Origin of the sequence: Virgibacillus ihumii, from assembly GCF_902726655.1 — a bacterium.
GTDB classification, from domain to species: Bacteria; Bacillota; Bacilli; order Bacillales; family Amphibacillaceae; genus Lentibacillus; species Lentibacillus ihumii.
The window spans coordinates 1,877,099-1,891,181 of sequence record NZ_CACVAN010000001.1; the positions used below are offsets into that span (position 1 = coordinate 1,877,099).

Consider the following 14,083-nt stretch of genomic DNA (forward strand, 5'->3'; position numbering starts at 1 on the left):
AATTAACTAATTACTCCCATTGATAAATTAACTATATATAAACCGGGAACCAATTTCACTTTGCACACTGTAAAAAAATAGTTTTTCTGCTTTTACACATTGTTAAATCAGCCATAGGTATAACCAACCAACATTTGCTTATACCATAAAGTAATAGTATAATTTTCAACTGTTGTATTTTAAAATTCAGGAAACAAGGAGGAATGGTTGTGAAAGAAGTACAACGCCGGACATTTTTTGTATTAATTATTACACTGTTACTTTTGATTTCAGCAGGTTGCAGCAGTGGTGAATCAAAAAAGAATAGTACCGAAAGTAATCAGGAAGAGAAAGATAAGGGAACCATACATATTGGCCTGCAAAATTGGGCCGAAACAATTGCCATTGCTAATATGTGGAAAATAGTCCTTGAAGACAAAGGGTACGATGTGAAGCTGACTTCTGTAACGAAAGGCGCCTTGTATTCCGGCCTGGCAGACGGAAGCATTGATGTCAATCTGGAAGTTTGGCTGCCGCACACAGATAAACCATATGTAGACAGGTATAAAGATGAGATCGTCAAGCATGATCGGTGGTACAAGAACACCAGACTGGGATTGGCTGTCCCAGAATATGTGGAAATTGATAGTATAGCCGAATTAAACGCAAATAAAGAAATGTTCAACGGTAAAATTATCGGAATTGAACCAGGTGCAAGTCTCATGAAACTAAGTGAAAATGTTGTGAACGAATACAATCTGGATTACGATCTGATTGAAAGTTCAGGACCATCCATGACAGCACAATTAAAAAAGAAATATGACGAAAAAGAACCGATTGTTGTTACACTTTGGAACCCGCATTGGGCATTTGCGGTATGGGACCTGAAATACCTGGATGACCCTAAAAACGTATATGGGGAAGCGGATAATGTCTACTGGTTCTCCCGAAAAGGATTTGAAGGGGAGTTTCCTGAGGTAACGAAATACTTGAACCAATGGGACATGTCTCATGAGCAACTTTCCTCGCTCATGAATGTTATACGACAAACGGACAATCAACCGAAAAAAGGCGCTGCCAAATGGATTGAAAATCACCAAAAATTGGTGAAAAAATGGGTTACGGTTGAAGAGTAGATCCATGTACGGTAAAGCAGCCAAAACTAAACCCCCCGTCTGTATCAGATAGGGGGGTAGTTTACACTTACTTCTGCTGTAACAATTTAAGCAAATCCAGGAAATGATCATCCCGTGTATGGATTGCTTTTTCACCGTTATCGTCATATTCATAAAAACCTTTATTGGTTCGAATACCATGCTGATCGTTTTCCACCATTTCCTTCAAAAAGGAAGGCACTTCTCTTGTATTGGATAACTCTTGCATAATGTTTCCAACCATCGCTTTTGTTGTTTGCAGGCCAGCCAGATCCTGACTTTCCATTGGTCCGCAAAAACCCCATTTAAAGCCCAGGCTTCCTTTCATAGCGATATCAATGTCTTCTGCAGTTGCAACTCCCTCTTCCATCAGGTGAAATGCTTCACGAAGCATTGCCACCTGAACACGGTTGACGATAAAACCTGTAATCTCTTTTTTTAAAACGACCGGAGATTTCCCGATTTCCTTCATTAAGTCATATGTTGTATTTACGACGTTTTCATTTGTGCCCCCAACTTTAACAATTTCCACGATTGGTACAAGTTGCGGCGGATTAAAAAAGTGCGTAATAATAAATCGTTCAGGATGCTTCGCTTGTTGCGTTAATTCGTTTAGTGGGAACGTCGAAGTATTGGACGAAATAACCGTTTTGTCGGAAACATTACTTTCGATAATTTCATACGTTTCCAGTTTTTTATCAAGATCTTCCGGGATTGATTCAAAAACAAAATCAGCATCCTGTATCGCTTCATGCAAATCGGTTGTGTATGTGATGCGACTTAACGCCTGCTTCATGTCCTCTTCCGTCAGTATTTCCTTCTCAACCATAATTTTTAAGCTGTTCGTCATCAGCTCTCTTGCTTTTTCCAATGATGATTCGCGTCTTGCCCGCATACGTACATTTTTTCCGGCTTGAGCAAATAATTGAGCGGCACCATGCCCCATCACACCTGCTCCAAGTACTGTTATATTTTTCATTTTAATTCCCCTCTCACACATTAATAATCTGGCTCAGCGAAGTTCTATCCATTTCATATCAAAAAATGAAAGCGTTTAATTTAAAACCCAATAGAAATTAAAATATTCTATCTACTAATTATAATTGTCGAATGTCCTCGGTTCTAATTGAAAATATTTTGGTAGTAATATGAAATCCAAGAAAATTTTTATCACAAAATGTAAATAATGTATTAATTAAATTTTTCGTAAAAGGCATGTAAAAAAATGAGGGAACAAATGAGCAGGATTAAAGGATGAATTTCCGGACTTTTTCCGCCTTAAAATGACAAATTTTGCTTAACCTGTACTATTCTCCTGCTAAATATTACCCCCAATTCCACCAACCCATATTCTCCCGCTTTACATTTTTTAACAATGAATTAATAATCACCTTTTATACTGGAATTTGAATACGATACACAAAGAAAGGGGTAAGGTAATATGTCTGATGAAAGATCGCTGGATGAAATGATTCAAAAATTGAATGAGGAAACAATGCAAAAAAATGTCGACCGGCGCGGTTTTATTGAAGGTGCCGGAAAAATTGCCGGTGTCTCACTGGGTATGGTAATTGCGCAATCGATGACCGGGGTCAAGGTTGTTGCGGAAGCAAAGTTCAGTGACTATCCATTTTCACTTGGGGTTGCTTCAGGTGACCCGCTTCCTGACAGTATCGTTCTATGGACAAGATTGGCGCCTAAACCTCTTGAAGGCGGGGGAGCACCCGCGCGAAATATTCCGGTGCATTGGGAGTTGGCAAGCGATGAACATTTTCGCAACATCGTGCAGCGTGGAACCGCAATAGCAAGACCGGAATTAGGTCACTCCGTACATGTGGAAGTTGAGCGCCTGCAAGCTGACACAGTCTATTTCTATCGTTTTAAAGCCGGACATGAATACAGTCAAGTTGGACGGACGAAAACAGTTCCGGCACACGATTCGAGCGTGTCCAGTCTGGCATTTGCCTTTGCATCCTGTCAGCAGTATGAACACGGCTATTATACAGCTTACAAACATATGGCTAAAGAAGATCTAGACCTTGTCTTCCATCTTGGAGACTATATATACGAATACGGTCCAAATGAATATGTATCCGGCAGTGGAAATGTAAGAACGCACAGCGGACCTGAAATTATAACATTGGATGATTACCGAAACAGGCATGCCCAATATCGAACGGATAAAGATCTGCAGGCCGCCCACGCTGCTTTCCCTTGGGTAGTAACGTGGGATGACCATGAAGTGGAGAATAACTACGCGGATACCATTCCGGAAAAAGGCCAATCGGTTGAAGAATTTATCCAGCGGCGGATTGCTGCTTATCAGGCGTATTATGAACATATGCCGCTGCGGAAATCTTCCATGCCTCATGGACCTGATATGCAGTTATACCGTAATTTTTCCTATGGTGATCTGGCAAATTTCTTTGTGCTTGATACACGTCAATACCGTGATGATCAAGCAAACGGAGACAATAGTTCACCGCAAACCCCGGAATCGTTGAATCCGTCCCGTACTCTGCTGGGAGAAAAACAAGAAGGGTGGCTACTTGAAAATCTTGACCAGTCTCAGTCCAACTGGAATGTATTGGCACAACAAATCTTTTTCTCTGAACGGAACTATGGCCCGAGTCCTGATGAGCCGTTATACAGCATGGATGCATGGGACGGTTATACGCCTGCCCGACAGCGGATTACCGATTTTGCAGCAACTAAAGATATGAATAACTTGATTGTCTTGACCGGTGATGTCCATGCAAGCTGGGCATCCAATCTGATGGCCGACTTTAAGGATCTGAACTCCCGCATCCTTGGCGCTGAATTTGTCGGAACGTCGATCACATCAGGCGGTAACGGAGCTGATGAGCGTGCGGATACCGACCGGATACTCGAACAAAATGAGCACATTAAATTTTTCAATGACTATCGGGGCTACGTTCGCTGTCAGGTTACACCTACACAATGGAAGACGGATTACCGTGTTCTGCCATTTGTAACCAAACCGGGAGCGGATATTTCCACACGAGCATCTTTTATTTATAAAAAAGATCAGGAAGGCTTAAAAGAACTCTCTGCAACAATCGTTCCACAAGGGAAAACGAAATCCAATGAAGTGGAAGTTGATCGATACCGTGCCCATGACCGCGCGCATACCAAACAACAAAAACAACCGAATTAAAAAGCCTATTTTTTCAGATGGAAAGGAGCTACGCATATGATCTCAAACATTGGCATCCCGGGACTGATTTTAATCCTTGTCATTGCGCTGATTATTTTTGGTCCGTCAAAGCTTCCGGAGGTCGGCAAAGCGTTCGGCAAAACATTGACCGAATTCAAAAACGCCTCGCATGATTTAATGTCCGGAGATAGTAAGGATGAAAAAGACGAAAAGGGCAAAAATACATCGGATTTGACAGAGCAGGAAACGAACAAATCAGCAGGATAGAAAAAATGAAGCGGGCGGGGAACAACCCGTCTGCTTCTTTTTAAGGAGAAGGAGGGTTTGATAAAATGGGAGATAAAAACATACAGATTGTTGGTCATTTAGAGGAATTCCGTAACAGGTTGATCATTACGATCTCAGCATTTATTGTTTTTTTGATTGGTAGCTTTGTATTTGTTAACCCGATATACGATTGGCTTATAAGAGATCTTGATACGAAACTTGCTGTACTTGGACCCAGTGATATTCTTTGGGTTTATTTCATGATTGCCGCAGTCATTGCACTGGCAGCAACCATTCCGGTAGCGGCATTTCAAATATGGAGGTTTGTTGCGCCTGCGTTAAGCCATGAAGAACGAAAAGTAACATTACGCTTCATCCCTGCCCTGTTCATGTTATTCGTAGCCGGGATTACCTTTGGTTATTTTCTTTTATTTCCGATTGTACTTAACTTTTTAATGTCCCTTTCAGAAGGGCAATTCTTTGTGATGTTCACAGCAGATAAGTACTTCCGCTTTATGCTGAACCTGACACTGCCTTTTGGCATATTGTTTGAGATGCCACTCGTTGTCCTGTTTTTAACAAGATTAGGCATATTAAACCCAGCCAGGCTCAAGAAAGCCAGAAAAGTTTCCTATTTAGTGCTGGTCATTGTATCTGTAATCATCACCCCACCTGATTTTATATCGGATTTTCTGGTGACAATACCACTGCTTGTGCTGTATGAAATCAGTATCAGCCTGTCTGGTATGGTATATAAGAAAAAGTTGAATCGGGAAAATGCCGTGGAGTATTCTGTTTCGTGATTTGTTCTTAGCATTACATCATTACACAGTATTCAGCCTGGAAAAATAGACCTCACTAGACTGTTAACTCGAGGGAGGTCTATTTTTTTGTCGCAATTCATCAAATTAAAGATTCAAACAGGGTAAGCAACCGCCTTCATGGAACTTAATCCAAACAATTTTTTTAAGTAAAATCACCTATTCAACAAATATTTCAGTAAGGTAGACCGTCCTTTCGAGTTAGTTCATTTTCTCCATCTTTTGTAATATTTTAAATACTTATTGTGTTATAAGTTTGCCATGTTTATCCTTATAAGTAATTTCGCGTACAGGGAGGTGACATTATCATTCAAAATTCATCTTACACCTGCCTCTTTTGATAATTTTAGAGATTTATCGCCAGAGATTGTTAGATTTAGAGTAAAGGAGATGTATTCATAATGATGTACAAAAGAAAACGTTATCTTAATTTTGTGCTTGCCATCATCGTAGTTATTGCACTATCTGCACTTGTTTTTTCACCTTCATCTGTGTCCGCAAAATCAAAGGTTGACTGCTTTGACTATAGTGTTCAGTTAACCCTTGAGGAGCAGCGGATCACCGATTCACCGTATCCATATGCAGAGCAAATTCTTCAGCACAGCGGTTTTGACCGATTTGTTAAGAAGTTCGAACAAAGGTTATGTTCTTCACCCAATTTAAAACATACTCAAAAAATGGTAAAACGACTCGGAACTTCGCTATGGAATAAAGCAGTTGCCCGTGCACAGGGGAAAAACGTTGACGGAGACCTTGATTCGTATGATGACAGACCTCTTTATTGGGCAAGATTATCGATGACCAAGGCACTGCGCCAATGGGACCCTGATTTCAATGTCAGTAATAAAAATCGGCAAAAACTTTTAAAATCGCTAAAATATACATCCCGGGGCATTGCTTCCATTAATTTTCCAAAAGGCAAGGGAGTAAAATTAATCCTCGTCAGCGGTTTTGATCCATATGGTTTTGGAACAGAGTATGGCGCCCGACATAGTAATCCTTCCGGGGCTATTGCACTGCAGCTTGATGGATTACATTTTAAAACGAACGATGGACAGCCCGCCGTTATCCAATCCGTGAATTTCCCTGTCCTCTGGAAACCTTTTGAAGAAGGGATTGTTGAGAACACTTTTGCACCTTACCTTAAAGAAGGTCCTCAACAGATTGATTTAATGATGACATTAAGCCAAGGTGGCCCAGGAAAGTTTGATATTGAAGGATATCACGGTCGTTGGCATGTCGGCACTGATAACAATGGGAAATGGCGTGAAGGCGTAATACCAACTGTATCAAGCTGGCCTATGCCTAATCCTCTTCCAGAGTTTATCGAAACCACTTTACCGGCAAGTGCGATGATTAATGCAGATACAGGACCATTACCAGTTAGGCGTGATAATCATGTTTGCGAATGGCTTCCGCCTAACTTTTCTGAAATGGTTTGTCATGATAACGGGCCGACTCCAGGCTCCAAGGCTCGCAGCGGAGGAGGAGGAAGCTATCTTTCTAATGAAGTGGGCTATCGATCCAACCGTGTAAGACTAGGTCTAGGAGCATTTGAAATCCCTGGTGGACATGTCCATATTCCTTCATTAGATTACCCGGAGGATCCTGAGAAATATATCAATCCCGCCTTTAAGTACCAGCGCACCATCATCGTTAATCAAGGGGTTGAACTGGTGAAGGCTGCTGCAAAGTAGGGAAAGGAAAAGCCTATTACTGATAATGTAATAAAAAGATAGCAATAAACACGACCTTTACATTTCAAACGGTAAAGGTCGTGTCTTCAATATAATATAGGAAAGTACCTGCTAGCTCTTCTTACCTTGCAGCTTGTCTCTCCAACTGTATCTTTTTAAAATTACCATTGCTGGAACTAATCAATTTCTTATCTTTTGCTGTACCGAACGCCTCTCCAAACACAGCATTCGAAAACAGCCTGTACAAATGATCCGGATAATTCCGGAAACCTGCCCGCAACCCTATGAGAAGAACATTCTTTTCATTTTCTTTTACGATAACGGCTTGCCCCTGAGCTTCTGCACTGTCTTTCCAGAAACCAGCCTTGAAAAAGTTCTCATCCGCGAAAGTAGCAATAACAGTCTCGTTGTCAATTCCCGTATACCAGACCGGATTATACACAAATCCTGTACCACTTCCAGCATAACCTGCTGTGAGCAGATTATCTTCATCGTACTTAACATGGACAATTGCATTGCTGTAACTGCTGTCAGATCCTTGAATACCGACATCTGTTAACTCCAATTTCTTAGCTGCTTCAGAAGCTCCTTTCCCAACCGCAATAAATTTACCACCGTTTGTGACGAATTGATTTATCGTTTGTTTAAAACGATCATACTCCCCTTCGATCATTAGTGAGGAAATTAACCTTTTTGAGCCGCTGTAAACTAAAACATCAATATTGGAAAGCCCTTCCTCAGCCACCTCAGCAGGGGTGATTTTCTTAACATCGAAACCTAACCTTTCGAGCGCCAGTTTTGTACCACCTTCTTCCAACACTGCAACATTCAAATTAGACAATTTCCGGGCATTTTCAGGAAATTCACTTGTTTTAATGTTCAAGCCCGATTCCTTAACTGCTTTGCGCAAAACACTCCCTTTTTGATCCCTAACAAAAAAATTCCCATCATCGCCTCTGTAAACCGGTATATCCTTTTGCAGCAGATCATTCACAAGCGCTACTGCCTGCACGGAACTGTTCGGGATCAGATATGGACCTTTTCCGGACAGTTCACCCTGATGTGAGATATGCTTGACCTGCTTAGTATTGCTGATTTCCTCTTCAACACCTATTGCCTCAAATCCCCATAGATCCGGCAGTCCTGAAACAGCAATATCATACATGGAATCCGTTATGTCGCTTACATCTTCACCCTCCCAAAGCATCATATTCGCCATCCCTGCTTTAGGCTGATTCATATCGACAACAAAGGTTCCGGCATCATATTTTTTCCCATTAACGGTAAAGGCTTTCTTCGCACGCTCCACTTCCACACCATTATTCAGCAGATGCTCCACAGCTTTTAACGTTACAGTCGGATCCTCTCCATCGACCGGCAATACATACGATTCCGGATACAAGTCTTCATCGTCTCCTGGATGATTAGCGTTTACCCCACGTTTGAAAATTTCAATTTGATCATGGATCATTCCAGCTTTATTTTCTACAGCAAACTGCAACGCCCCCATAACTGCATTCACGTGCCATGCTACACCGTCCCTTGTATTATTGGGTGCTTCAAGCGTATAACTGTACGTCCCGTGATACATTCCATATTGTGTTGTAAAAATAGGCGGATATCCATCCCAGCCCGATTCCATATCACGGTACGGAATGATAACCGAATCCAGGTTTTTATAGCGTTCAGATTCATAGTCTTCTTTATTGGAAACTACTTCATCTTCCATAGCAATCGCATGATCAAGTGCCCATTTGATAAATAAATCGAATTCATAATTCGGGTTATACGGGTGCGTAGTCGGTTCAATCAAATTGACATATCCATGCAAATCAAGAAAAACCATCGGATTCCATTTTGTCATTAGATCTACTAAAGCTTTTGTTTCCGGTTGTGTCTGAACGAGAAAATCCCGATTTAAATCTATTCCATTACTGTTAGACCTCGTTCCATTAATCCGGCCGTCCGGATTCATCACGACATTAAAAACCAATATCGTATTGCTCAAAACCTTTTTCGTCTCCTGGTCATTTGCAAAGGCAAAATGCTCCACTAATTGTAAAACGGCATCCGTTCCAACATACTCATCGCCATGGATAGAACCGTTCACGAGAATGGGAACTTTATAATTCGGATGTTTTTCAATCCATTCCTGTGCTTCGGCAGGGTTTTCGGTCATTTTCTTCTTAATCATTTTCCAATTACCATACCTGCCTTTACCTAAACTCGGATCTGTAATCGTCACAGAATAGAGGTTGTGTCCTCCGGCCGATTGGCCAATAACCTCCACCTTTACCCGATTGCTGTTTTTCTCTATTCGGTGCAAAATTCCAGGGATTTCACTATATGGTGTATATTCATACTGGTAATCATTGAATAATTTAGCATCCGATTTAAGCAGCAGCTGAAACTTGTTAAACGGAATTCGATCATAGTTTTGCGTATTCGAGCTAAATGTTTCTCCTTTGGCAAAAACCTCCTTATCCATGTTTCCGAGATTAAAAAAGGTAATAAAAACAACAAGCAGAAAAAACACACCAGCACGTACTACCGTTCGCATCAAGATCTCCTCCTTTAATAGTTTTATATATCAACAAGGGGTACCCTTGGGATGACCGTATTTAACCGTTTACTGTCCCGTGTACTAACACTGCCTGTCTATTTTCTTTTGAAAATGAATAATCTGAGCTGGAAGGAATTATTAAAAGAAGATTGAAAGATTTATATTAAAATACTTGCCAAAAAATGCCGAAGATTTTCCCGCTGAAGTAATGTTCATTTGAAATAATTTACATTCATTATAGAAACGATGATAACCTACTTCAATAGAAGTTACGAAAATTTCTAAAATCAGTATTAAAGAAACTAACCTATAGTCCTGCTTTTATTAAGCTTAAATTATTTCCTGGGAAATATGTCTTAAAAAGTTGGGAAAAGAAGATGATGATAGAATTGTGCGGGGAATGATTGTCAGGATAAGTCAAAAAACACAGGTAGAAGTATTAATTCTTTACGATGCTAACCAATCCGTATTAATCTTTAAGTGTACCCTTCGTACAATAAGATGTAAATGTCAATCTTGGAAACACTCAGCATTGCATTCGTCTTGTACTATAGCGAGTGCAGAAATTATCCTATAAGGTCTATCTTAACTAATACTTTCTGATGTTATAAAAAGATACTGACACTAGAAGTCATCAATCAAATGACCCCTAGAGCCAGCACCAATTCAATCAACTAAAATGTATCCCTTTTTCCAGCCAAGCACTTCCTGCTTCACCCAATGACTCCGAAATTGTTGGATGCGGGAACACCATACTATCAATTTCTTCAACCGTTCCTTCCAGATGCATAAAGGCTGTTGCCTGGCTAATCATCTCAGTGACGTGGGAACCTACCATGACAACACCCAGTACTTCACCGTATTTCTCATCCGCAATCAATTTCATGAATCCGCTTGTTTCACCAGCCGCGATTGCTTTTCCGTTTGCAGCGATATCCACTTTTTTCGTTTTTAAGCTGTAACCTTTTTCTTTCGCCTCGGATTCAGTCATCCCCACGCTGGCAACTTCAGGGAAAGTATAAACACAACGCGGTATATTTGTTTCACCCGGCAGCGAAGCTTTTCCAGCAATATGCGTGACCGCCCTGATACCTTCGTTGCTTGCAGCGTGTGCCAGCTGGTATCCTCCAATCAGGTCACCAACTGCATAGATGCCGGCAATCGATGTCTCAAGATTTTGATTGACTTTCACGAACCTGCCATCAAAATTGACGTTCAACGTTTCGATACCGGTCAGATTTGGTTTACGTCCTACTGCAATCAAAACACTATCTGTTTCAATTACTTTCTTGTTGCCATCTGCAGTCTCTAATTCCACAGATTTTTTATCTCCGGCAGAGCGGAAACCAGTGATTTTAGCACTCGTATGCAATGTATTCCCTTTTTTACTTAACGCTTTTGCCAAATAATCCGATGCATCCGGGTCTTCTGCAGGCAAAATTCGATCGGCCATTTCGACGATTTCCACTTTCGTATCCATACTGTTGAAAATACAAGCGATTTCCAATCCGATAACACCACCCCCCATAATAACGAGATGTTCCGGGATTTCATCGATATCAAAAATGGTGTCACTCGTATAGTAGTCAATGTTATCAATTCCTGGAAGATTTGGAACAAGTGGCTCTGATCCATTTGCGAGAATGACATTTTCAGCCTGAATTGACTCCGTTCCGCTATCAGATTCTATGGTCACGCTTTTATCTTCTTTTACATGCCCATAGCCCTGATAAACATTTATTTTATTTTGCTTCATCAAGCTGTTAATGCCATTTTTCAAGGTGTTAACAACCTTGTTTTTGCGAGTAACCATATCCCCTATCGAAAAGGAAAAGTCATTCACGGTTATACCATATGTCTTGGAGCCTTTTATTTGCTCGATTACTTCGGCATGCTTCAGCATCGTTTTGGAAGGGATACACCCACGGTTCAGACAGGTTCCACCAAGGTCGCGGCCTTCGACAAGGGCAACACTTAGGCCATCCTTTGCCGCCCGGATTGCTGCCACATAACCGCCGGGGCCACCGCCGATAATTGCGAGATTGTAAGTTTTCATTATGTTCACTCCCCTATATCAACAGACCATACGGATTTTCCAGCCGTTCCTTCAATTCGGTCAGGAATGCTGCTGCCGGTGCACCGTCTATTACGCGGTGGTCAAATGACAGGCTTAGCACCATCATTGATCTTACTTCAACTGACCCATCCACAACAACCGGTTTTTCCACAATTCGTCCAACACCTAAAATGGCCGTTTCCGGTGGATTAATGATTGGTGTGAAGCCATCGATCGCATACATACCCAAATTACTGATTGAGAACGTGCTGCCAGTCATTTCATCCGGTGTCAATTTGTTATCGCGAGCTTTTTGACCTAATCCTTTACTGACTTTAGTCAATTCAGCCAGACCTTTTTTATTCGCATCTTTAACAGATGGAACAATCAAACCATCTTCTATTGCAACAGCCAAGCCAATGTTCACTGCTTTATTAAGAATAATCTCATTATCGATCAGTGACGCATTCACCCGTGGATGAGCTTCCAGAACTTGTGATGTTGCCTTCATCAAAATTTCTGTATAAGACAGTCTGTAGCCTGTTTGTTTTTCGATGATTGGCAGTAATGACTTCCGAACATCGATGACATGTGTCATGTCGATTTCGCTTGTCAAGGTAACATGTGGGATGTTGTTTGTACTCTCAACCATTTTATCCGCAACCGCTTTTCGAATTCCTTTCAGCTTGATGCGTTCAGCTTCCTCAACGGGTTCGTTCTGTAAGGCGGCCGTGGTATTCTTAAGCACATCATCTTTACGGACTTTTCCATTTGCACCCGATCCGTCCACTTGTGCGAGATCAACACCCTTATCCTTAGCAACTTTTTCAGCAAGTGGTGTTGCTTTTGCATTATCCAGTGCATCCTTAACATCCTGCTCATGAATACGGCCTTTTGGTCCGGACCCTTTGATAGATGTCAGCTCAACATTTTGCTCACGTGCTATACGTCTGGCAGCAGGTGTCGCTCTGACTTTACCATCCGTGTCATCCTGTGATTTATCTTCTCCAGATGGCGCTTCTGCAGTTGCGGGCGTTTCGGACTGAGTGGATTCCCCATCAGCTACATTCTGTGAATTCTCTTCGCCAGCTCCTTCTCCTGCAGGTGCTTCTTCAGGTACTTCCTCATTTTCTTCACCAATATAACCGATCACGGCATTTACCGGGATCTCAGCATTGATTTCATAATACCGTTTCAGCAGAATCCCTTCTTCATAGGACTCTACTTCGATATTTATTTTATCAGTCATTATCTCAAATAACGGCTCACCAACTTCTACAGGGTCACCTTCTTCTTTGAACCATTCCAGCAGTGTTCCGACTTCCATCGTACTACTGAGTTTCGGCATAAATACTTCCTTAGCCATTTTAACCCCCCTATGCCTTATTTAGCGTTTCTTTTACCGCTTGAATAATATTCGGTACTTGAGGCACATGCGATTTTTCCAATTCCGGATTGTATGGAACTGGTGAAGACGCCCCACCTAAACGCTTAATTGGTGCATCCAGAAAGTCAAAGGCATCACTTTCAACAATCATGCTTGCGATCTCGCCACCGTATCCACCACGTTTTACTGCCTCATGAACAACAATGACACGGCCGGTTTTGGCTACGGATTTTACAATTGTTTCTTCATCAAGTGGTACCAATGTCCGAGGATCAATCACCTCAACACTGATTCCCTCTTCTTCTAGTTCCGCTGCAGCTTCAAGCGCGCGGTGAACCATAACAGCGGTTGCTACAATCGTTACATCCGTTCCTTCACGTTTCACGTCAGCTTGTCCTAGTGGAATGCTATACTGCTCTTCCGGTACGTCAGATTTGGTACCATAAAGGGTTTTATGTTCGTAAAAAATAACCGGGTTGTCATCATCAATCGCTGCTTTCAGTAGTCCTTTAGCATCATATCCTGTGGACGGCTGGACAACTTTTAGACCTGGTACATGCGCTACCCACGCTTCCAAACTTTGTGAATGCTGTGCAGCGGCACCTGTACCTGATCCGCTCGGCGTCCGTAATACCATCGGAACCTTCCCTTTACCGCCATACATGTAACGGATCTTAGCTGCTTGGTTGGCCATCTGATCAAGAGCAATTGTAATAAAATCGGAAAACTGCAGCTCAGCAATCGGACGCATTCCTGTCAGTGCTGAACCAACCGCAGCCCCGGCTATTCCGGATTCACTGATTGGTGTATTACGGACACGCTCAGGGCCGAATTCTTCGATCATGCCACGTGTTACACCAAACGCGCCGCCATATACACCAATATCTTCACCTAAAATATACACATCGTCATTTTTGCGCATCTCCTGGCTCATCGCTTCACGAACTGCTTCTGAATAGGTAATTTCTCTCATTATGTTTC

At 41.8% G+C, this 14,083-nt stretch carries 10 protein-coding genes; 5 read left to right on the plus strand and 5 right to left on the minus strand.

What is annotated here, in order from left to right; translation table 11 throughout:
* Positions 1–209: 209 nt before the first annotated feature.
* The gene (locus HUX68_RS09220; protein WP_246206642.1) at positions 210–1,115 is read left to right on the plus strand and encodes a glycine betaine ABC transporter substrate-binding protein; all 906 of its coding nucleotides are present in this window, start codon (positions 210–212) and stop codon (positions 1,113–1,115) included.
* Positions 1,116–1,182: 67 nt separating this feature from the next.
* Here the strand turns inward: HUX68_RS09220 and HUX68_RS09225 are convergent, their stop codons facing one another.
* Entirely contained in the window at positions 1,183–2,112 is a 930-nt protein-coding gene (locus tag HUX68_RS09225; RefSeq protein ID WP_174614553.1) for a 3-hydroxyacyl-CoA dehydrogenase family protein, read from the minus strand.
* A gap of 462 nt (positions 2,113–2,574) precedes the next feature.
* Between HUX68_RS09225 and HUX68_RS09230 the strand changes: the two genes are divergently transcribed.
* The 4 genes from HUX68_RS09230 to HUX68_RS09245 all read left to right on the plus strand — a co-directional run bounded on the left by HUX68_RS09230 (position 2,575) and on the right by HUX68_RS09245 (position 7,096).
* The gene (locus HUX68_RS09230) at positions 2,575–4,311 is read left to right on the plus strand and encodes an alkaline phosphatase D family protein (RefSeq protein WP_174614554.1); all 1,737 of its coding nucleotides are present in this window, start codon (positions 2,575–2,577) and stop codon (positions 4,309–4,311) included.
* 36 nt (positions 4,312–4,347) lie between these two features.
* Positions 4,348–4,578: a twin-arginine translocase TatA/TatE family subunit gene (gene tatA, locus HUX68_RS09235; RefSeq protein ID WP_174614555.1), complete on the plus strand. Its 231-nt coding sequence runs from the start codon at positions 4,348–4,350 to the stop codon at positions 4,576–4,578.
* 65 nt (positions 4,579–4,643) lie between these two features.
* A complete protein-coding gene (tatC, locus tag HUX68_RS09240) occupies positions 4,644–5,381 on the plus strand; it encodes a twin-arginine translocase subunit TatC (protein WP_174614556.1) in 738 nt (245 codons plus the stop codon).
* Between the two features lie 419 nt (positions 5,382–5,800).
* Positions 5,801–7,096, plus strand: a complete 1,296-nt coding sequence (locus HUX68_RS09245) for a pyroglutamyl peptidase (protein WP_174614557.1) — start codon at positions 5,801–5,803, stop codon at positions 7,094–7,096.
* 121 nt (positions 7,097–7,217) lie between these two features.
* On the opposite strand, the gene HUX68_RS09250 is transcribed toward HUX68_RS09245, so the two are convergent.
* The 4 genes from HUX68_RS09250 to HUX68_RS09265 all read right to left on the minus strand — a co-directional run bounded on the left by HUX68_RS09250 (position 7,218) and on the right by HUX68_RS09265 (position 14,075).
* Positions 7,218–9,656, minus strand: coding sequence for a M14 family zinc carboxypeptidase (locus HUX68_RS09250; RefSeq protein WP_174614558.1), 2,439 nt, complete (start codon positions 9,654–9,656; stop codon positions 7,218–7,220).
* 673 nt (positions 9,657–10,329) lie between these two features.
* Positions 10,330–11,715 carry a dihydrolipoyl dehydrogenase gene (lpdA, locus tag HUX68_RS09255; protein WP_174614559.1) on the minus strand — a complete coding sequence of 462 codons (1,386 nt, stop codon included), beginning with the start codon at positions 11,713–11,715 and terminating at the stop codon, positions 10,330–10,332.
* A 13-nt stretch (positions 11,716–11,728) separates the two neighbouring features.
* Positions 11,729–13,081, minus strand: a complete 1,353-nt coding sequence (locus tag HUX68_RS09260; protein WP_174614560.1) for a dihydrolipoamide acetyltransferase family protein — start codon at positions 13,079–13,081, stop codon at positions 11,729–11,731.
* Positions 13,082–13,091: 10 nt separating this feature from the next.
* The gene (locus HUX68_RS09265) at positions 13,092–14,075 is read right to left on the minus strand and encodes an alpha-ketoacid dehydrogenase subunit beta (RefSeq protein ID WP_174614561.1); all 984 of its coding nucleotides are present in this window, start codon (positions 14,073–14,075) and stop codon (positions 13,092–13,094) included.
* Positions 14,076–14,083 lie beyond the last annotated feature (8 nt).

Coding starts and splice junctions, on each gene's coding strand:
- tatA (WP_174614555.1), top strand. CDS start 4,348: ATGATCTCAAACATTGGCATCCCGGGACTGATTTTAATCCTTGTCATT.
- tatC (WP_174614556.1), top strand. CDS start 4,644: ATGGGAGATAAAAACATACAGATTGTTGGTCATTTAGAGGAATTCCGT.
- HUX68_RS09260 (WP_174614560.1), bottom strand. CDS start 13,081: ATGGCTAAGGAAGTATTTATGCCGAAACTCAGTAGTACGATGGAAGTC.
- HUX68_RS09230 (WP_174614554.1), top strand. CDS start 2,575: ATGTCTGATGAAAGATCGCTGGATGAAATGATTCAAAAATTGAATGAG.
- HUX68_RS09225 (WP_174614553.1), bottom strand. CDS start 2,112: ATGAAAAATATAACAGTACTTGGAGCAGGTGTGATGGGGCATGGTGCC.
- HUX68_RS09250 (WP_174614558.1), bottom strand. CDS start 9,656: ATGCGAACGGTAGTACGTGCTGGTGTGTTTTTTCTGCTTGTTGTTTTT.
- HUX68_RS09265 (WP_174614561.1), bottom strand. CDS start 14,075: ATGAGAGAAATTACCTATTCAGAAGCAGTTCGTGAAGCGATGAGCCAG.
- lpdA (WP_174614559.1), bottom strand. CDS start 11,715: ATGAAAACTTACAATCTCGCAATTATCGGCGGTGGCCCCGGCGGTTAT.
- HUX68_RS09245 (WP_174614557.1), top strand. CDS start 5,801: ATGATGTACAAAAGAAAACGTTATCTTAATTTTGTGCTTGCCATCATC.